Below are 19,647 nucleotides of genomic sequence, written 5' to 3'. Positions count from 1 at the left end.
ATAATGAAGACAAGAAAAGTAGATGGTCAAACGCTTACAGCCATTTTTGCTCATACTCTTCTTCTTTAAAGCCAACGGTAACTTTTTCTCCGTCTGTTAAAATTGGCCTTTTGATTAACATCCCATCTGATGCAAGTAAATCAATTAATTCTTCATCCGATGCAGACTTCATTTTATCCTTAATACCCAATTCGCGATACTTTTGACCGCTAGTATTAAAGAATTTTTTCAGCTCTAAACCGCTTTTTTGATAAAATCCCGTTAATTCCTCTTTAGAAGGGGGATTTTCAACAATATGTATTTCCTCGTAGGAAAGATGATGATCATCCAGCCATTTCTTTGCCTTTCGACAGGTTCCGCATTTAGGATACCAGTAAAAAGTCAGAGACATCTGTTTCACCGCCCTCTTTTCCAAAATTAAACTTCAGAGTGACAATTGAATCTTACCATAACGGAGTCAAAATTCCTAATATAAAAATAGCACAATAATAAGACAATTTTAAATCAATCGTGCTATGTAGGAATAAGAATAGATTCTATCATCAAGTCCCTTAGAAAAAATTCGACTTTCTTCGCAAAAATCCTTCCTGACATATAAATTTTTATAAAAAGGCTGTGTTAGAGGAGAGCGGAAGGCACGAAGACTCCTGTGGGAGTACGGGACAGGGGAGACCCCGCAGGAGCGAAGCGACGAGGAGGCTCCCCGAACCGCCCACGGAAAGCGAAGTGCCTGGAGCCGACATCAAACAACTAAGTTTAACCGCTATAAAAAAAGACAAAACTCCCCTCTAAAGAAGGGAGCTTCACAAGAACTAAACAATATAGCGTTCTGCTTCAATGATCACATCAGCAGCTTGTCGTTTTTTCGCAATAACATTAATTGGGGTATGGCGGGTGAATTTACGAAGCGAAGACAACATTATGCGAAGGGTATCGCCTTGTTCAACCGCCACCAATGTCTCTTTTGCAATCTGCTCGATCTCATTAAAGGCTTCTTGACAAAAAATTTGCGTATAAAGAAGCTTTTGTTGATTCTTCTCAACACCTGATTTAGCAATTGCTTTTTCCGTACGTAATACAACGGATTCCATCGCATAGGCATTAGATACGAGATCCGCAATATTCGAAAGAACTTCTTGTTCTTTTTCAAGTGCTTTGCCGTATTTTTGTGCAGCTAAGCCAGCAGCCAATAAACCAATTTTCTTTGCATTTTTCACTAAATACTTTTCTTGTGCGAGTGGCTCGTCACCTGGTTCCTCCGGCATTAACATCATTAATTCTTCCTGTAGCTGTAATGCTTTTTGGAATAATGGCAGTTCGCCTTTCATTGCCTTTTTCACAAATGTTCCTGGTACAAGAAGACGGTTAATTTCATTTGTTCCTTCAAAGATTCGGTTAATACGGGAATCACGGTAGGCTCTTTCAATTGGATACTCCTGCATGAAACCGTAACCGCCATGAATTTGCACACCTTCGTCAACAACCTTATCTAAAACTTCACTTGCAAAGAATTTATTTAGAGAGCATTCGATTGCATATTCAGCAATGGAATTAGCCACTAATTTAATGTCTTTTGCTTCTTCGGTTGAAAGGTTTCCTTGATTATCTTCATATAATCCAATTGTTCGATATACAGAGCTCTCAGCAGCATAAATTTTCGATGCCAAGGTACCGAATTTTTCTTTTGTTAGGTTAAATTGAGAGATTGGTGTTTTGAATTGCTGACGCCCATTAGCGTATTTTACGGTCATTTCAAAAGCATTTTTAGAACCGCCAACAGCACCGACTGCGAGCTTATAACGGCCGATATTTAAAATATTAAAGGCAATCACATGACCTCTGCCAAATTCGCCTAAAAGGTTTTCTTTTGGAACCGGTACATCCTGAAGAATCAGCGTCCGAGTAGAGGAACTCTTAATTCCCATTTTCTTTTCTTCAGCACCCGTTGAAACGCCAGGGAAATCTCTTTCAACGATGAATGCAGTAAAATGCTCGCCATCCACTTTGGCATAAACACAGAACACATCTGCAAAACCGGCATTGGTAATCCATTGCTTCTCACCATTTAAAATATAGTGAGTTCCTTCCGCATTTAATCTTGCTGTAGTTTTTGCACCAAGTGCATCCGATCCTGAACCTGGCTCTGTTAGGGCATAGGCAGCAAGCTTTTCACCTGAAGCAAGGGCAGGTAAATATTTTTTCTTTTGCTCTTCGTTTCCGAACAGAACGATTGGCAGGGAACCAATTCCGACATGAGCACCATGTGAAAGTGAAAATCCACCAGCCTTTGACATTTTCTCAGTAATAAGTGATGAGCTAACTTTATCTAGGCCTAATCCATCATATTCTTCCGGTACATCCGCTCCTAAAAGTCCAAGCTCCCCTGCTTCTTTTAAGAGTTTAACTGTACGGTCAAATTCATGTTTTTCTAAATACTCCACCTGTGGGAGTACTTCATGTTCTACGAAATCTTCGGTCGTTTTCGCAATCATTTTTTGCTCATCCGAAAAATCCTCCGGTGTAAACACACGGTCATAGGAAACATCTTCAATTAAAAAGCTTCCGCCTTTAATGATTTTTTCAGTTTGGTTTGCCATTTAAAATTCCTCCTATCAAAAATTTCAGTGGGTTAGGTTCAAAGGGGCTAAGGGCAGCCCCTAATTTTTTAAAGTAATTCAAATACGCCTGCTGCGCCCATTCCCCCGCCAATACACATCGTAACAACACCAAATTGTTCATTTCTTCGCTGCATTTCATGAATAAGTGACAATGTGAGCTTTGCACCTGAACAGCCTAGCGGATGGCCCAGAGCTATTGCCCCGCCGTTTACGTTCACTTTTTCTTCATCAAGGCCAAGTTCACGAATAACCTGAAGCGATTGGGAAGCAAAGGCCTCATTCAATTCGAAGAGACTAATATCTGAAAGTTCCAGCCCTGCCAGCTTTACAGCTTTAGGAATAGCAACTACTGGACCTACACCCATAATTTCCGGTGGAACCCCTCCAACGGCAAATGATCTGAATTTGGCCAATGGTTTTAGTCCAAGCGATTCAGCCTTTTCACGATCCATGACCATCACAGCAGCAGCACCATCACTCGTTTGTGAGGAATTTCCTGCCGTAACAGATCCTGTGACAGAGAAGGCCGGTCGGAGCTTCGCGAGAGTTTCTAAGTTCGTGCCAGGACGAACCCCCTCATCTTGTGAAAACTGGATCGTTTTTTCAACAAGCTTATTGTCTTTTCCAACTGTACGGATCGTGACATCGACCGGAACAATTTCATCAACAAATTTACCTTCTCGAAGAGCTTTTGCAGCACGTTGATGGCTTCGTACCGCAAAGGCATCCTGGTCTTCACGGGTAATTCCATATTTCTTCGCCACTTGCTCTGCTGTATGGCCCATGCTCATATAATATTGCGGTGCGGTTTCGGCCAATTTTAAATTTGGTCGAGTAACATGGCCCATCATTGGAATTAGGCTCATCGATTCCGCTCCTCCCGCGATGGCAGTATCGGTGTGACCAAGCATAATCCCTTGTGCGGCATAAGCAATGGCCTGTAATCCAGATGAACAATACCGATTGATGGTAATTGCAGGAACAGTATGTGGAAGCCCGGCAAGAGCACCTATATTTCGTGCCATGTTAAGCCCTTGTTCAGCTTCCGGCATGGCACAACCTATGATTAAATCATCGATATTTCCTTCATAATTTCCAGCACGCTTTAATGTTTCTTTTACAACCAATGCTCCCAAGTCATCGGGACGAACATTGGCAAGCGTTCCTTTCTTCGCTTTACCTACCGGGGTCCGAGCTCCGGCTACAATGACCGCTTCTCTCATAACGTTCCCTCGCTTTCTTTCATCTTAAAAAAATACCAATCTATTATTTTAGTTTCTTAATGGTTTTCCTTTCACAAGCATGTGCTGCATCCGCTGCTGCGATTTTGGCTCTGCAACAAGACTCAGAAATGCTTCTCTTTCCAAATCTAATAGATACTGTTCATCTACTTCAGTTCCAAATGGAACCTTTCCGCCAGCAATGACATATGCAAGCTTTTTGGCGATTTTAAAATCATGCTCGGAAATATAGCCTGACAGGAACATTCCCTCTGCACCAAGTAACAGGGTCGCATAACCGGTTTCACCAACAACAGGAACTTTTCGGCGAACCTTTGGTTTATAGCCTCTTTCGTGGAGCGCAAGAACCGCCTGTTTTGCATCATATAGCTGGTGATCGCTGTTTACACTAATTCCATCAGCAAAATCTAAGAAGTTATTTTCCCGCGCTTCCTCACCAGAGGTTGACACCTTAGCCATTGCGATTGTTTCGAATACTTTATTAGCGACTTTTTGTAAATCAAATGGCACACCATTTGGAAGATTCTCTAAATGCTTAATGTAAAGCTCCTTATTTCCGCCGCCGCCAGGGATTAAACCGACACCGACTTCAACGAGTCCCATATAAGTCTCGGCAGATGCCTGAATATGGGCAGCCGGTAAACAAACCTCTGCTCCGCCGCCAAGCGTCATCGCAAATGGTGCGGCTACAACCGGTTTTGAGCTGTATTTAATTTTCATCATCGCCTGATGGAAATGACGAACAACCATATCCAATTCATAAATATTATCATCCTGGGCTTCCATCAAAATCATTGCAAGGTTGGCTCCGACACAGAAGTTTTTCCCTTGGTTCCCGATCACCAGACCCTTGTAGTTTTTCTCTACCTCATCAATGGCGAAGTTTACCATTTGGATGATATCAAGACCGATGGCATTATTAGGAGAATGGAATTCGAGAAGCGCTACACCGTCTCCGATATCGATTAAGCTGGCGCCACTATTATTCTTAATGACCCCTTTTTGTTTTTTAATTTTTTTCAAATCCATTACCTTTGGATTAAATTCAACCGGTTTATATTCTCCGTTATCATAGAAGGATTCTTCTTTGTAGAAAGTCGTAAATCCTTTTTCAAGCATTTCTGTAACCCAGGCAGGGACTTCAAGTCCGTTTTCTTTCATCTTTTGAACGGATTTTTCTACACCAATGGCATCCCATGTTTCAAACGGACCCATTTCCCAGCCGAAACCCCATTTCATTGCACGGTCAATCGCAACAATATCATCGGCAATTTCGCCTAGTAATTGAGCAGAATAAACGAGTACCGGACTGAATATATTCCATAAAAGCTCACCGGCACGGTCCTTCGCATATACAAGCGCTTTCAATTTATTGGCACTGCCCTTTTCCTGTTTGCTTAGTTCAACTGAAGGCGTGGATAATTTTTTGCGTGGACCGTATTCTAATGTACTAGGGTCCAGTTCAAGAATTTCTTTGCCTTTTTTCAAAAAGAACCCTTGGCCGGATTTACTGCCTAGCCAGCCTTTTTCAAGCATCGTTTTCATGAAGGGAGGAACTTCGAAAATTTCCTTTTCTTTTCCGTTCACTTGTTCATATACATTGTTGGCCACATGGACAAAGGTATCGAGACCAACTACATCAAGAGTACGGAAGGTTGCACTCTTTGGACGGCCAACCAACGGACCTGTGACGGAATCGACTTCACCGACACTGTATCCGCCTTTTAGCATTTCTTGTAGTGTAATCAGAAGACCGTACGTACCAATACGGTTTGCAATAAAGTTTGGTGTATCCTTTGCAATAACAACCCCTTTTCCTAAAACATCCTCACCAAAGGTTTTCATGAAAGCAAGAATTTCAGCGTCAGTATATTGAGTAGGTATGACCTCTAGCAATTTTAAGTACCTTGGAGGATTGAAAAAGTGAGTTCCCAAGAAATGCTTCTTGAAATCGTCTGATCTGTCTTCAACCATTGCTTCAACAGAAATTCCGGAAGTATTTGAACTGATGATGCTGCCTGGCTTACGATATTGATCAACACGCTCAAATACCTGCTTTTTGACATTTAAATTTTCAACGACCACTTCGATGACCCAGTCAACATCCTTTAATTTGATTAGATCATCTTCTAGATTTCCTGCCTCAATAAGGGCAAGATTTTTTTTCACCGTTAATGGTGCCGGTTTTTGTTTTAAAAGCTTTTGAATAGATGTATAACTAATACGATTTCGGACCTGTTTGTCTTCAAGAGTAAGCCCTTTCGCCTTTTCTTCATCCGTTAATTCCCGAGGCACGATATCCAATAAAAGTGTTGGAATACCGATATTTGCTAGATGGGCAGCAATTCCCGAGCCCATTACTCCAGATCCTAGAACAGCTGCTTTTTTAATTAGTTGGTTCAACATTGTCTCCCCCTTCAATACTTTGAATGAATACTCATTCATTTTTTGAGTAAAAAAAATTCACTTGAATGAGTTCTGTTATTACTAACTATAAAAGATTTTAAAAATTTGCGCAATCCATAATCGCGGAAAATTGAAATTTTTTTGAAAATTAATTTTTATTGGTTTAATACAATAAAAATTAAGCAATGGGCATTCTAATTTTGAGGTGATAATCATGGGCAAAATGAAGAAAAACCCCTCCAAAGCAGGAGTAAGTGCGGCAAGCGTTCAGGGGGATGCAGGTCCTAACGTTGAAAATGACGGCGGCGGAAAAAGGAACAGCCAAAACAACCAATTCAAGAAAAGATAAACAGGCTGGATTTTTCCAGCCTGTTTTTTGTACATGGAAAAAGCATTTTTTAACGGGCATAAAAATTCCCTTTTAACAAAGGATAAAGTGGTAAAAGATTATGGATACAGGAGGGGTAATCACTATGCAGCAACAAAATATGAACATGCAGCAGCAAAACATGAATATGGCTCAGTCGAATATGAATATGCAAAATCAACAGACGATCATGCAGCAGCCGCCCGGGGTTATTTCAACAAAAGACTCTCTTTATTTAACCGATATGATGTCCTGGAACTTACTGGCAGCTAAAAAGGCCCATTTTTTTGCCCAACAATGTCAGGACCAAGAGTTAAAAGCAGAAGCAGAAAAATGCGGCCAAATGCATCAGCGCCACTATCAGCAGCTGCTTAATCATCTTGGGCACCATGCAAATTCACAGCAACCGCTAAATGGTATGCAATAAGAGAGGAGCGGGAGATATTAATGAACCAAAATCAGAACCAAAACCAACAAAAAATTAAAAATCCTGAAACACAGGTTCCGAAAACACCGCAAATGAATGAACGCGATTTTATTAATGATTTATTAACAACTGAAAAGTATATGACCACTTCCTATAGCATGGCCTTGCACGAAGCAAGCCATCAAGGCCTCTATCAGGACATGATGCAGATCTTTACCGAAACACAAAATTGCCAGAGAGACCTATACAACCTAATGTTTAAAAAAGGCTGGTACGCAGTCGAAGCCGCCGAACAACAAAAACTTCAACAATCCTACCAGCAATTCCAAGGCTATACTAACCAGTTCCCTACTGGGGGCATGGTGCAATAAAAGGTTTCGACAAAAATCGGGTGGTGCCTGGCACCACCCGATTTTTGTCGAATTTATTTCTTACGATGTTCTTCATTCATTCTTTTGATTTCGCCGGCAATTTCTTTCATTTGTTCTTTTGCTTCTGGATACATGCTATTCCAGTGCTTGGCCAGGGCCGGCATGGATTTGGCAATATGGGTGTAGAGTGCCCATATTTTTACTTTTTCTTTTGTTTCTGCATCACTTACCCCTACAAGGAGTTCGCTGTATTTATCGAGTATTGCTTCGAATTGCTGTAAAAATCTTTTTTCCACTTTGACACCTTCCATCTACTTAAGATGTGGTTGAAAACATGTATTTCTTATAATGGTAGCGAATGGAAAAGATTAATCCGAGCCCCATCATATTCCCCATTAACGAACTGCCGCCATAACTGATAAACGGCAACGGAATACCGGTGATAGGTAATACTCCAATGGTCATTCCGATATTTTGAAAAACGTGGAAGGTAATCATACTGATCACCCCGACACAAATATACGTATAAAAATTATTTTTCGTTTCCATACCCACCTTGGTAATGTGGTAAATCAACAAGAAAAATAAACTGATTAAAACACTTGCACCAACAAATCCAAATTCCTCGCCGACAATACTAAAAATAAAGTCAGTGTGGCTCTCAGGTAAATATACATCCCTGTTCCCATATCCTTTTCCTGATGTTTGTCCGGAACCAATTGCCAGAAGGGATTGGGTTAATTGATAGCCCGCAGAACTTTGAAAATTATAGGGATCAAGCCAAGAATAGATCCGACTGAACTGATACTGCCTTACCCCAAGATACTTTTCCAACAAATCCGGTTTCACCAATACAAAATAAAAAATCGTGGAAATCAGCACGGTTCCAACTGAAAAAATTGGTAAAAGGAGTTTCCAGGAGATTCCCGAGATAAAAATCATACCTAGCATGATCGATAAAAAGACGAGCGAGGTCCCCAAGTCCTGCTTAATAATCAGTATTAACGGAAACATTGTTACAATTCCCAGCTTCATTAAAAGCCAGAAATCCGATTGCATCGTTTTTACCAGATGTTTATGATGATGATTTTCGATCACCCATGCCAGAGCTAGGATAATAAAGATTTTCACAAACTCTGATGGCTGGAGCGAACCAATTCCAGGGACCTTAAACCAGTTTTTCGCGCCATTGATGACTGGTGCAATACTTGGCGGAGCAATAATCAATAATCCTAGAAGAAAAATACCAAAGCCATAAAGGTACCATGTGATTTTCTTTAATTGGTCAGAATCAAAGGTCATAACCCCGGCAATGATTCCGCCTCCCACCGCATACCAGACAATTTGCTTCAATACAAAATTCTCCTTGTATTGGCCGCTTGCCTGTGCACTATAGATCGAAATACAACTGGCTAAACAGAGTAACAATAAGATAAAAATAAGACTATAATCAAGTTTCGAAGTTGAGTTATTGTGATTGGAAGTCATGCTCATTCATTCTCCTTTTAATGCACCAACCCTTAAAAGAATCTTTACATTTCTTCATTATATTTTTATTATCCGCAAATCACAACTTCTAACCTTCGAATGGGTTAATTTACATGGTTAATCCAGATTTTCACTGGGAATTTCAGGTTGAAAGTAGAATTTCTTAACCTCTTCCACCATCCATTCCAAATTATTAGGTACCTGTGGTAGCCCATAGCCAATATATAGCGGTGTTGTTACAAACCTAGGCACAATTTTCGCAAAAATTCTTTGATGAATATGATGAAAAAACAAATTATAGCTGGTAGCTTTAAATGGAAAATGGTTTAGAATATAATGGACTGCTGTTTGGATATAGTCTCCAAACGCCTCTACATATCCTTCATCAGCCATTTCCACGTTAAATTCATAAAAGCCAACCCTTGGCTTAGTTGATAAAGAAAAGACCACTCCGTCTGTTTCTTCTATGACAATCCCTTCAAATACACCTTCGGAGACCTTCTCCTTGTAATCAAGGTCATTTAAACCAACAATCTGCATATGGGGGTGGGCAATCGTTCCTCCTGATAATGGCCCATGGTTTTTAAAAAAAATGACTGATTTCCACTTACCACTTTCCTCCATATCACGCCAATGTTTTAGGCCAAATTGCAAAAGTCTATGTAAATGAGCTTTCGAGTACATCGATAATTCCTGATGGCATTCATCAGTTTCAATTAAAACGGTTTGATAAGCGTTTACCAAAACAGGGTATTTATTTTTTAAAAGAATAATAGGACCATCGACTTCGATCAAATCCGTCAATTGGTCGCGGTCACAAAAAGGGCAAGCTTGCTGTTTATTTCGGATATTCTCAGGCTTTTGAACACCAATGGATGTATTAAATAATAAATGGCTATTTTTCACTGTGCTTCTCCCCTCCAACATACTTACTTCTATTTTATGGGACAACGAAAAGCTTTTACACTATTTTTACTTAAACAATACAATTATTTACTAATCTTTGAGAGAAGATAAGAAGAAATTTAATAAATAATTGAATAGCCCGCCTTTTTACGAATATTTATAAAGTAAACAAGCTTTCTATTACCATAAAAGCGAGGGAAAATATGTTAACCAAACTTGAAGCACTGGTGCTCGGAATTATTCAGGGATTAACAGAGTTTTTACCAATCAGTAGTACAGGCCACCTATACTTAGGTAGAAATTTGTTTGGCTTGCAGGAAGCAGGACTTTTATTGGATACCATGCTCCATCTTGGAACCCTGCTTGCTGTACTGGTATTTTACAAGAACGAGTTCATCTATATCATCAAGAAGCCATTTAGCAAATTAACTTTATTATTAATCATAGGAACCATTCCAGCCGTTCTTATTGGGTTAACCTTTAAGGATTATTTTGACGAAATTTCCAAAACAGGATCCACAATCGGCTGGGAATTTCTAATTACAGGGGTTTTCCTTTGGTTCGCGGATTCAGCAAGAAATGGCTATAAAAAAATGGACCAAATCAGCTATAAGGATGCATTTATTATCGGCACTTTTCAAGCAGCCGCAATTTTTCCAGCCATCTCCCGCTCTGGTATGACCATTGTTGCGGCATTATGGAGAAAATTGGACCGCGAAACAGCTGCTTACTTTTCATTTCTCCTGTCAACACCTGCGATTGCAGGTGCAGTAGTCCTTCAGTCATTTGAATTATTCGAGGGCAAGGGAGAAACGATTTCTTTATCAGCTTTATTAGTTGGGATTGTATCCTCCGCTATATTTGGTTATATTGCTGTTAAATGGATGGTTGGATTTTTGAAAAAGCATTCCTTAAGGCCCTTTGCTATTTATGTTTGGATTTTAGGATTTGCGGTATTGTTTTTCCAATTAACAGGTAAGTTCTAAAAAAAGCGGCTCATCATCTGAGCCGCTTTTTAGTCGCTAATAGTTTGTTTCTTTCGCCATTGCCTTTGCTTTTTCCATGGCTTCTTGTTTGGCCCTTGCCATGATCTCCGGTACCTGTTTTGGATAATGATCCGTTCCTTCAGCAATAATTGAGTCCATCACTTCCAAACCAAGGAAGCCTAGTGCTGTCGTTAAAAAACGGTCGCCAAATTCAAAATCAGCCATAGGTCCTGTTGAATAAATACCTCCGCGTGTTTGAATATGAATCGCTTTTCTTCCAGTTAGTAGCCCTTTAGGACCATCCTCTGTGTTGATAAAGGTTTTTCCAGCAATAAATAGATTATCAAGAAAGGATTTTAATATGGCCGGAGAGCCAAGGTTCCATAACGGTGTGACAAAGACATAATAATCCGCATCCATAAACTGATCTGCAAGAGTATGCATTTTCGTTATTTTCGTTTGCTCTGCCTTTGATAATTGTTCAAAGGTTTGTCCCATAAAGGATAGCTTGGCACGCGCGTACATTAAATCCATATCAATTTCCGGGATTTCCATATCATACAAATGCATCTGAACAATTTCGACATTCGGTTTTTCTGTCTTGAATGCCTCCAGAAAAACCTCGCCAATCTGCATTCCTTTTGAAAGCTTAACATCCCTCTTTGGGGTAACAGTTATATAAAGTAGCCTTGTCATCAAAATCTCATCCTTTAATATAAAGTTCTTACGTCTATAGTACTATAATCTTGTATGCTCACTTTTGAACAATTTCTGAACGATTGGTTGATTTCAGAAAAAAAGAGGAATACAATATTCAAAAAGAATCTAGGGGGATGACATGAGATACGCTATTATTACAGGGGCTTCAAAAGGCTTAGGTGAAGCGATTGCGAAAAGATTACTAATGGAAGAAATAGCTGTCATTTCTGTTTCCCGGACAGAAAATGAAGAAATTAAACAATTAGCAGCTGAAAAAGGAAGCTACTATAAACACTATTCCTGCAACTTGTCTTTAGAAGAGGAAGTACAGGAAATCTTTATGCTTATCACCCATTATATTTTTCTTAAAAATCCTGAAGAAATTTTTTTATTTAACAATGCAGGAGTGATTGAACCGATTCATACAGTGGGCAACTTAGACCAAACCCCCATCATTCGCAATATCGATGTGAATTTAATTGCCCCCATCTTAATTACCAATCTATTTTTAAAGAAATCCCAGCAGGCCAATACAAGCCTCCAGGTCATTAATATCACTTCAGGTGCAGCGGTCCGTTCGATTGAGGGCTGGAGCGTTTATTGCAGCGCAAAAGCCGGGTTAAATATGTTTACCCAAACGGTTGCCTTAGAGCAGGCTGCGGCAAAATCGGCTCATAAAATATATGCCCTAAGTCCTGGAATCATGGACACAAAAATGCAGGAAACCATTCGTTCCTCATCCAATGAAGCATTTAAGGAGCTTGAGCGCTTTAAAGAGTTTAAAGAAAAAAGCATGCTGCTTCAGCCGGAAAAAGTAGCGAATGCACTTGTTAACCTTACCCTTAGCGGTGAAGCAGAAACCGGAAGAATCTATAGTGTGAATGACCTAATCTGACCCGCCTATGACGGCGGGCTTTTCAATTTTTAATTTCCCTTGGAAACCACAGCGTAACGCTTGTTCCAATGTTTACTGTACTTTTAACCTTGACCATTCCATGGTGGGCGTCCATCAAAGCTTTTACAATGGATAGGCCAATCCCGACACCACCTGTTTTACGGTCACGAGATTTGTCCCCCCGATAAAATCGTTCAAAAATATGAGGGATATCATCCTCTCCGATTCCAGAGCCTTCATCCACAATCTGAAATCCAACATACCCCTCTTCATTGGTAAGAACCGAAATCCTAACATTTCTACCTTCCGGCGTATATTTCAGCGCATTATTTAGAACGTTTGAAAGGATTTGCACTAAGCGGTCTTTATCCGCAAAAAACATTTCTTCCACCGCAGGTTCAACAATATCAAGATGAACACCTTTTTCGTTAAACACTGGTAAAAACATATCCCATAATGCCGCAATGACACTTCCTGCTTCTAATTCGATTTTTTCCAAGCGAATTTGCGGGTTTTCTGCTGCTAGCAGCTTTTCAAGCTCATTTACAAGGCGAACCAAACGCATTAGTTCCTCATGGCTTTGCTGTAACCGCTCATGCGTTGTTTCCCAAATTCCATCCTGATAAGCTTCAATTTGGCTCCTTAACGTCGCAAGTGGTGTTCTTAGTTCATGAGCAAGATCACCGGTAAATTGCTTACGCAGCATTTCTTCCTTAGCCAAGGATTCAGCCAGATTATTAAACGAAATCGCCAAATCTTTTACCTCCGTTGGCAATCCTGCCAAAGGGGTCCGAACAGAAAGATTATGCTGCTGAAGTTCATTTGCTGCAAAAGAGAGTTTTTTCAAACCCAAAGTTAATTTTTTGGAAAAAAGCATACTAAAAAGAATGGCAAGAACAATGGTCAAACAAACTGCTCCATAAATATATAACTGAATGGTTTGCAAAAATGTATGCTCATCATCAATCAATCCTTCTGGATAAATGGCTACCAGCTTCCCAATCACCGTTTGGTCTACCTTCAGCGTATAGGATTTCGTATGCCACTCCTCGCCAATCGTAACCGGTTCTGTTAATCCCAAGCTATTTAACATTCCTCTAATTTTTGAGGAGTCCATTTGCAGACGGCCAAAACGGTCGAATAATTGAAAATAGAGCTGGTCAGTCATGGCATGCTCATGAAGCAGATTAAAGACAGGGTCACTTGTAAAATGGCCATTTTTTTTATAATCTTTTTCAATCTCAACCATCACTCTTTCAATCTTTTTTTCACGATTGCGATCTAAATAGCTTTTAAAGCTCGCTTCAAACCCCCATTGGATAAAAAAGCTGACCAATAGAATGCCAATCATGGAGATTAATAATAAATAAAAAAGAATTTTAGACCGTAATGTCTGCAGCATCGGCAACTCCTCCAAATTTATAGCCCATGCCAAATACAGTTAAAATAAATTCCGGCTGCCGTGACTCCAACTCAATTTTTTTACGAAGATTCTTTATATGGGTATCCACACTACGCTCGTACCCTTCATAAAACATGCCTTCATCCTGAATTTTTTCGAGTAAATCCATTCTGCTGTAGACTCTCCCCGGATTTAATGCCATATTGGTTAAAAGTTTATATTCTATCGGGGTCAGCGTAATTTCGTTTCCATTTATGGTTACTTCTTTTTTTTCTAGGTCAATTGCAAGCTTTTTCCCGTTGAATTCAAGCCGTTCCACTTTTTCTGATTTTTTCACACGACGTAGAATGGCTTGCACACGAACAACCACTTCTCTCGGGCTAAATGGCTTTGTTAAATAGTCATCAGCTCCGATAATGATCCCATTAATCCGATCATCCTCCACTGATTTAGCTGTCAGCATTAGAATCGGAACATCGGATTCTTTTCGGACCAAACGGCAAACCTCTTCACCGGAAATATCCGGCAGCATCAAATCTAGTATAATTAAATCAGGCTGGACGGTTTTCACTTTTTTTAAAGCATCAATGCCATTATCTGCACGATGAATCTCATATCCTTCCCTTTCGAGGTAGGCTTCGAGAACTTCGATTATTCTTCTTTCATCATCTACTAGTAAAATTTTCATCGGACACCACTCCCTCTCACCCCTACTATAACATTTGATGTCTGTGATGTTTTCAACTTCACAAATTCACCACAACTTCTTCATCATATCTTCAATCTTTCCCGCTAATATGTAGGTGTAAGAACGAAAGTGGAAGAAACACTGGCTCCTCTTTCCCTAAACCTCTCTGTTTATATACCGATGTCCTGTTGCAAGGACATCTTATTTTTTTGTAAAAAAAATCCTTATCGCAATGGATAAGGATTTCCCAACGTTATTTAGCTGTCTTTTTCACTTCTTCAGTCAATTCCTCGATGCTTCTTTTCACATTGGATTTACCCGAATAATTCTCAATTAATTCCTTTACATCAATTCCACTGGAAGCTTTTAAAGACTCTTGGAGACTCGCCATTAAGTTTGTCGCATAACTGGTGATTTTATTGGCACCGCCATTCGCACCCGATTCGCCACCCGTATCAACAACGGTAATTTTATCGATATTCGAAAGCGGGCTTGCCACCTGCTTCGCATATTCTGGAAGCATTTTGATAACCATGTCGAGAATCGCGGCTTGACCGAATTGCTCGAACGCTTCAGCAATTTTTTCTTTTGCTTCTGCCTCAGCAAGACCTTTCAAGCGGATAATTTCAGCTTCGGATTGACCTTGTGCTTTCTGTGCTTCCGCTTTTGCGAGACCGTCCATTCGAATTCTTTCCGCTTCTGCTTTCGCCATTGCTTCAATCCGATATTTATTGGCTTCCGCTTCCGCAATCTCTCTTGCCTTATTTGCAGCAGCTGCCTGCTCAACAGAGTAGCGGTCCGCATCCGCTTTTTTCTTTACTTCTGAATCGTACTGGCGCTCTCGACGAAGAATTTCTTTTTCTTCCAGTTCAATTTGCTTCTGCCTTTCAATGATCTTAATCTGCATTTCCTGTTCCGTAACTTCTTGTTTCGATCTGGCACTTTCAAGATCATAGGCCATGTCGGCACGCGCCTTGGCAATATCCTGCTCACGGCGGAATTCAGCAATTTTTAACTGATTGATTTTTTCTGCTTCAGCGATTTCTGTTGCTCTTTCCAATTCAGAACGTTTTGCTTCCTTAGATGCTTCAGCCTTTTTGATCCGTGTTTCTTTTTCTGCCTCTGCTGTAGCAATATCGGCATCACGCTTTACTTGAGCAATTCGTGGTTTACCTAATGAGTCTAGATAACCATTTTTATCACGGACATCTTTAATCGTGAACGATACAATGGTTAAGCCCATTTTTGCCAAGTCTTGTGAAGCAACCCTTTGAACTTCCTGCGAGAATTTATCACGGTTTTTATAAATTTCTTCAACGGTCATCGAACCAAGGATTGACCGCAGGTGACCTTCAAGGACTTCACGGGCTTCATTCTCGCGATCCTCCTTTGCCTTTCCAAGAAATTGTTCTGCAGCTGTAGCAATTTCACTAATCGACCCGCCAATTTTAATAATCGCTACTCCGTCAGCCATAACGGGTACGCCCTGTTCCGTATAAACCTCTGGTGTTGTAACCTCTAACTTACTGGAAAGAAGACTGAGTGGTTTTGCTTGTTGGAATACTGGTAAAATAAAACTACCTCCGCCGCGGATAATTTTGATTTTATTACCCGATTCATCCACATGAACATTACGATTTCCAAGGAAACTACCTGTTACAATCAGTGCCTCATCCGGCCCCGCCGTTTTATATTTTGTAATAAAAACTCCGATTAAGGCAATTAGGATTAATGCTACAATCCCAATTATTACCCAAATAACTCCAAAACCCATTAAAACTCCCCCTTATATAAAACTTTCTATTTCTTGATTAATGGTAACCTGAAGGACCCCATTTTCAACTTGGACTACAAGTACCTTTGTACCATTTGGTATGGCCACGCCATCAAAGCTCGAAGCTGGTTTGGCAATTCTGCCGCTAATATTTTCAATCATGACTTCCCCAAATCCGTCTGCTGGAATGGCTGTGATAACTTTGCCAATTCTACCGCGTAAATCACTTTCTTTGTAAACAAGTGACTCTTCTGCCGATGATAAGGGAATAAGAACGAAAACATTTAATAATGTCACCACTATAAAAGCTGCGACAGCAGAAATCCCCAAAATCAATCCGTAATGGAGCGATGACAATTTTTCCAGCAGAAATCCACAGGCTGAGAGTATGGTCACAAATGCAAAAATAAGTACCGGATTGAGAAAATGCAGCCCGCCATCACCGGTTCCATGAAAATGAAACACATCCGCAAACAAAACATACAAAATGGTTAAAACACCTGAAATAATAAGTGCGTATAAATAGATGGTTTCTAAAGGAATGCTTAACGGCTCCATAAATAGGCACCACTCCTTTTCTTTGTCTATAATTGTATATACGTATAAAATATGTAAAAAGTTTCACGTTTTCATTGTAACGGAAAATATTGGTTAGTGTTGAGTTTTTTATGAAAAAACAAATCTTTGTTAGGGACGGTGCCTGCGGTCTGGATTTTTTCTTTTTCTCGGGCACTTTGAGATCTCGTCAGTGACCGCTCTCTCTGTTTTTTCCTCTTTACGGGCACTTAGGACCCTTGTCAGTGACCGCTTTCTCTGCTTTTTCCTCTTCACGGGCACTTAGGACCCTTGTCAGTGACCGCTCTCTCTGTTTTTTCCTCTTTACGGGCACTTAGGACCCTTGTCAGTGACCGCTCTCTCTGTTTTTTCCTCTTTACGGGCACTTAGGACCCTTGTCAGTGACCGCTTTCTCTGCTTTTTCCTCTTCACGGGCACTTAGGACCCTTGTCAGTGACCGCTCTCGCAATTGACCTCTACACAGTCATTGCATTAATAAAGAAAAAAGTGCTATGACCGTAGCCATAACACTTTACTGAATCATATTTAAAAATTTCCGTGTCCGCTCTTCTTTTGGATTCGTGAAAATCTCTTCCGGTTTGTTTCTTTCAACCACAACACCCTGGTCCATAAAAATAACTTCATCCGCTGCTTCACGGGCAAAGCGCATTTCATGGGTAACGACAATCATCGTCATTCCTTCTTGGGCCAGATCCTTCATTACTTTAAGAACCTCCCCGACCAGTTCAGGGTCAAGAGCTGAGGTCGGTTCATCAAACAACATAACCTCCGGCTCCATTGCAAGCGCTCTGGCTATACCTACCCGCTGCTGCTGTCCACCGGAAAGCTGTGCAGGATAGTAATCAATTTTGTCACCAAGACCGACTTTTTCCAAAAGAGACACTGCTTTTTTACGAGCCGACTCTTTACTCTCACCCTTGACGATAATCGGCCCCTCCATCACATTTTCCACAGCAGTTTTATGCGGGAATAAATTATAATTTTGAAAAACCATACCGGTTAAGCGGCGAAAAGAAGCAATATTCTTCTTTGGAACTGGCTTAGAAAAATCAAGACTTTTCCCTTCGATGGAAATAAGGCCCTTCGTTGGTGTTTCTAAAACATTCAAGCAGCGAAGCATCGTTGTTTTTCCAGAACCGGACGGGCCGATAATGACAACAACCTTTCCTTTTTCCACCTCAAGATCAATCCCTTTTAATACTTCCAATTGATCAAATTGCTTATATAGTCCTTTAATTGATATCATGGTCATTCTCCTTTACTTAAGACACATAACGGTCCAATCTCGTTTCCAATGATTGTTGAAGGATGGAAAGGAAAAAGCAAATGACCCAATAAATAAGTGCCGCTTCACTATAAACCAATAAAAATTCATAATTGGTTGCAGCAATTTCCTGTGCCTTTCGAAACAACTCCGTTAAAAGAACAAGAGATGCCAACGACGTATCCTTTACAAGACTAATAAACGAGTTTGATAAGGGCGGTATTGAGACTCTTGTAGCCTGAGGCAGAATAATTCTTCTAAGTACTTGAGAATAGGACATTCCGATCGAGTACCCTGCTTCCCACTGACCTTTTGGGATTGAGATAATCGCGGCACGAATAATTTCCGAGCCATAAGCACCGACACTTAGAGAAAAACCAATAATGGCTGCGACATAAGAATCCAGTGTAATTCCAACCGTCGGTAAACCATAAAAAATAATAAATAGCTGGACTAGCAATGGGGTTCCCCGAATGATGGAAACATAAATCCTGGCAATCATTTGTAAAATTTTAAGATGCGAAATCCGCGCCAGCGCTGTTAATATGGCAAGGATTAAACCAATGACAAAGGTAATCAGCGTTAAGGGTATTGTATAAAAAATAGCCCCTTTCAAAAGGGGCAGAAAGGAACTTTGTGCAATATCCATTAAACGTGCTGTTTTTTCCGGGTCAGCAAAAATACTACTTAAGTACATCTTCACCAAACCATTTCTCGGAGATTTTTTTGTATGTTCCATCTGAAATCATGTCGTTTAATGCCTTGTTTACAGCATCTACAAGTGTTTGATTGTCTTTTCTAAACATAAAGCCACTTTTTGAGGCATCCGCTGAAGTTGCAGCAATTTTAACAGGTGCATCAGGCTTTTGTTTTTTATAATCTAAAAATGAGATTTTATCATTAACGGTAGCGTCAACACGATTAGCTCCAAGAAGGTCTATGGATTCATTAAATCCTGGAACACTTACAATGTCCGCACCATATTTTCTTGCGATATCCGCATAGTTACTAGTCATGGATTGAGCAGATTTTAAACCTTTTAAATCCTCAAATTTTTTCACTTTATTATTGTCTTTACGAACAATTAGAACCGCGCTGGATGTAATGTATGGATCTGAAAAATCGTATTTTTCCTGACGGTCTGGACGAATTCCAACCTCGTTGGCAACTACGTCAAAACGTTTTGCATCTAATCCGGCAAACATTGCATCCCATTGTGTTTCTTTAAATTCCGGTGTTACTCCTAGACGCTTGGCCACTTCCGTAGCAACCTCGACATCAAAACCGGTTAATTTACCGCTTTTATCATGGAACGTAAATGGTGCATATGTACCTTCCGTACCAATGAGAATTTTTCCATCTGCTTTAATCTTAGCCAATAAATCTTTATCCTTTGAAGCAGATTGATTATCGTTCTTTTTATCTTTAGTGGTATCATTATTACTTGTACCACATGCTGATAGAATTAACATAAAGCTGAGTAAAAGTGCAAATAAAACTGAAAGCTTTTTCACAATATAACCCCCTAATTCTTAGTGT

Annotated in this window: 20 protein-coding genes; 5 read left to right on the top strand and 15 right to left on the bottom strand. The window is 40.1% G+C overall.

Features of this window, described 5'->3' with window-relative positions; all coding sequences use genetic code 11:
- Positions 1–34 precede the first annotated feature (34 nt).
- From M028_RS0123535 to M028_RS0123520, 4 genes are all read right to left on the bottom strand, one after another.
- Positions 35–391: an arsenate reductase family protein gene (locus tag M028_RS0123535; RefSeq protein ID WP_026576028.1), complete on the bottom strand. Its 357-nt coding sequence runs from the start codon at positions 389–391 to the stop codon at positions 35–37.
- Positions 392–812: 421 nt separating this feature from the next.
- Positions 813–2,597 (bottom strand): acyl-CoA dehydrogenase family protein, encoded by a 1,785-nt coding sequence (locus M028_RS0123530; RefSeq protein WP_026576027.1) that lies wholly within the window; start codon positions 2,595–2,597, stop codon positions 813–815.
- 68 nt (positions 2,598–2,665) lie between these two features.
- Complete coding sequence (locus M028_RS0123525; RefSeq protein WP_026576026.1) at positions 2,666–3,841, bottom strand: acetyl-CoA C-acetyltransferase; 1,176 nt, start codon at positions 3,839–3,841, stop codon at positions 2,666–2,668.
- Between the two features lie 48 nt (positions 3,842–3,889).
- The gene (locus tag M028_RS0123520; RefSeq protein ID WP_035424557.1) at positions 3,890–6,265 is read right to left on the bottom strand and encodes a 3-hydroxyacyl-CoA dehydrogenase/enoyl-CoA hydratase family protein; all 2,376 of its coding nucleotides are present in this window, start codon (positions 6,263–6,265) and stop codon (positions 3,890–3,892) included.
- 214 nt (positions 6,266–6,479) lie between these two features.
- Between M028_RS0123520 and M028_RS32345 the strand changes: the two genes are divergently transcribed.
- From M028_RS32345 to M028_RS0123505, 3 genes are all read left to right on the top strand, one after another.
- The gene (locus M028_RS32345) at positions 6,480–6,614 is read left to right on the top strand and encodes a YuzL family protein (protein ID WP_081810862.1); all 135 of its coding nucleotides are present in this window, start codon (positions 6,480–6,482) and stop codon (positions 6,612–6,614) included.
- A 166-nt stretch (positions 6,615–6,780) separates the two neighbouring features.
- The gene (locus tag M028_RS0123510; RefSeq protein ID WP_026576024.1) at positions 6,781–7,059 is read left to right on the top strand and encodes a hypothetical protein; all 279 of its coding nucleotides are present in this window, start codon (positions 6,781–6,783) and stop codon (positions 7,057–7,059) included.
- Positions 7,060–7,079: 20 nt separating this feature from the next.
- Positions 7,080–7,430 (top strand): spore coat protein, encoded by a 351-nt coding sequence (locus tag M028_RS0123505; protein WP_026576023.1) that lies wholly within the window; start codon positions 7,080–7,082, stop codon positions 7,428–7,430.
- A 53-nt stretch (positions 7,431–7,483) separates the two neighbouring features.
- On the opposite strand, the gene M028_RS0123500 is transcribed toward M028_RS0123505, so the two are convergent.
- From M028_RS0123500 to M028_RS0123490, 3 genes are all read right to left on the bottom strand, one after another.
- Positions 7,484–7,741, bottom strand: coding sequence for a DUF2573 family protein (locus tag M028_RS0123500; RefSeq protein WP_442852802.1), 258 nt, complete (start codon positions 7,739–7,741; stop codon positions 7,484–7,486).
- A 4-nt stretch (positions 7,742–7,745) separates the two neighbouring features.
- Entirely contained in the window at positions 7,746–8,918 is a 1,173-nt protein-coding gene (locus tag M028_RS0123495) for an FtsW/RodA/SpoVE family cell cycle protein (RefSeq protein ID WP_026576021.1), read from the bottom strand.
- 117 nt (positions 8,919–9,035) lie between these two features.
- Positions 9,036–9,824, bottom strand: coding sequence for a DUF4931 domain-containing protein (locus tag M028_RS0123490; RefSeq protein ID WP_026576020.1), 789 nt, complete (start codon positions 9,822–9,824; stop codon positions 9,036–9,038).
- 203 nt (positions 9,825–10,027) lie between these two features.
- Here M028_RS0123490 and M028_RS0123485 point away from each other — a divergent pair, with 203 nt between their 5' ends.
- Positions 10,028–10,810: an undecaprenyl-diphosphate phosphatase gene (locus tag M028_RS0123485; protein ID WP_026576019.1), complete on the top strand. Its 783-nt coding sequence runs from the start codon at positions 10,028–10,030 to the stop codon at positions 10,808–10,810.
- A 36-nt stretch (positions 10,811–10,846) separates the two neighbouring features.
- On the opposite strand, the gene M028_RS0123480 is transcribed toward M028_RS0123485, so the two are convergent.
- The gene (locus M028_RS0123480; RefSeq protein WP_026576018.1) at positions 10,847–11,506 is read right to left on the bottom strand and encodes an FMN-dependent NADH-azoreductase; all 660 of its coding nucleotides are present in this window, start codon (positions 11,504–11,506) and stop codon (positions 10,847–10,849) included.
- A 142-nt stretch (positions 11,507–11,648) separates the two neighbouring features.
- Between M028_RS0123480 and M028_RS0123475 the strand changes: the two genes are divergently transcribed.
- A complete protein-coding gene (locus M028_RS0123475) occupies positions 11,649–12,404 on the top strand; it encodes a (S)-benzoin forming benzil reductase (protein WP_026576017.1) in 756 nt (251 codons plus the stop codon).
- 22 nt (positions 12,405–12,426) lie between these two features.
- Here M028_RS0123475 and M028_RS0123470 read toward each other — a convergent pair whose 3' ends face one another.
- The 7 genes from M028_RS0123470 to M028_RS0123440 form a co-directional block, all read right to left on the bottom strand.
- Entirely contained in the window at positions 12,427–13,806 is a 1,380-nt protein-coding gene (locus M028_RS0123470) for a sensor histidine kinase (RefSeq protein ID WP_026576016.1), read from the bottom strand.
- Positions 13,784–14,494 carry a response regulator transcription factor gene (locus tag M028_RS0123465; RefSeq protein ID WP_026576015.1) on the bottom strand — a complete coding sequence of 237 codons (711 nt, stop codon included), beginning with the start codon at positions 14,492–14,494 and terminating at the stop codon, positions 13,784–13,786. The genes M028_RS0123470 and M028_RS0123465 overlap by 23 nt, the downstream gene beginning before the upstream one ends.
- A gap of 253 nt (positions 14,495–14,747) precedes the next feature.
- A complete protein-coding gene (locus M028_RS0123460; protein WP_026576014.1) occupies positions 14,748–16,268 on the bottom strand; it encodes a flotillin family protein in 1,521 nt (506 codons plus the stop codon).
- Positions 16,269–16,280: 12 nt separating this feature from the next.
- Positions 16,281–16,826: an NfeD family protein gene (locus M028_RS0123455; protein ID WP_026576013.1), complete on the bottom strand. Its 546-nt coding sequence runs from the start codon at positions 16,824–16,826 to the stop codon at positions 16,281–16,283.
- A gap of 529 nt (positions 16,827–17,355) precedes the next feature.
- Positions 17,356–18,090: an amino acid ABC transporter ATP-binding protein gene (locus M028_RS0123450; RefSeq protein WP_026576012.1), complete on the bottom strand. Its 735-nt coding sequence runs from the start codon at positions 18,088–18,090 to the stop codon at positions 17,356–17,358.
- Positions 18,091–18,106: 16 nt separating this feature from the next.
- Entirely contained in the window at positions 18,107–18,805 is a 699-nt protein-coding gene (locus M028_RS0123445; RefSeq protein WP_026576011.1) for an amino acid ABC transporter permease, read from the bottom strand.
- Positions 18,792–19,622, bottom strand: coding sequence for an amino acid ABC transporter substrate-binding protein (locus tag M028_RS0123440; protein WP_026576010.1), 831 nt, complete (start codon positions 19,620–19,622; stop codon positions 18,792–18,794). Before M028_RS0123440 ends, M028_RS0123445 begins: the two co-directional genes overlap by 14 nt.
- Positions 19,623–19,647: the final 25 nt, after the last annotated feature.

Origin of the sequence: Bacillus sp. UNC438CL73TsuS30 (assembly GCF_000482325.1) — a bacterium.
In the GTDB taxonomy this organism is placed as follows: Bacteria; Bacillota; Bacilli; order Bacillales; family Cytobacillaceae; genus Neobacillus.
Note: the sequence above shows the minus strand (reverse complement) of the source record. Positions and strands in the feature narration are given on the sequence as shown.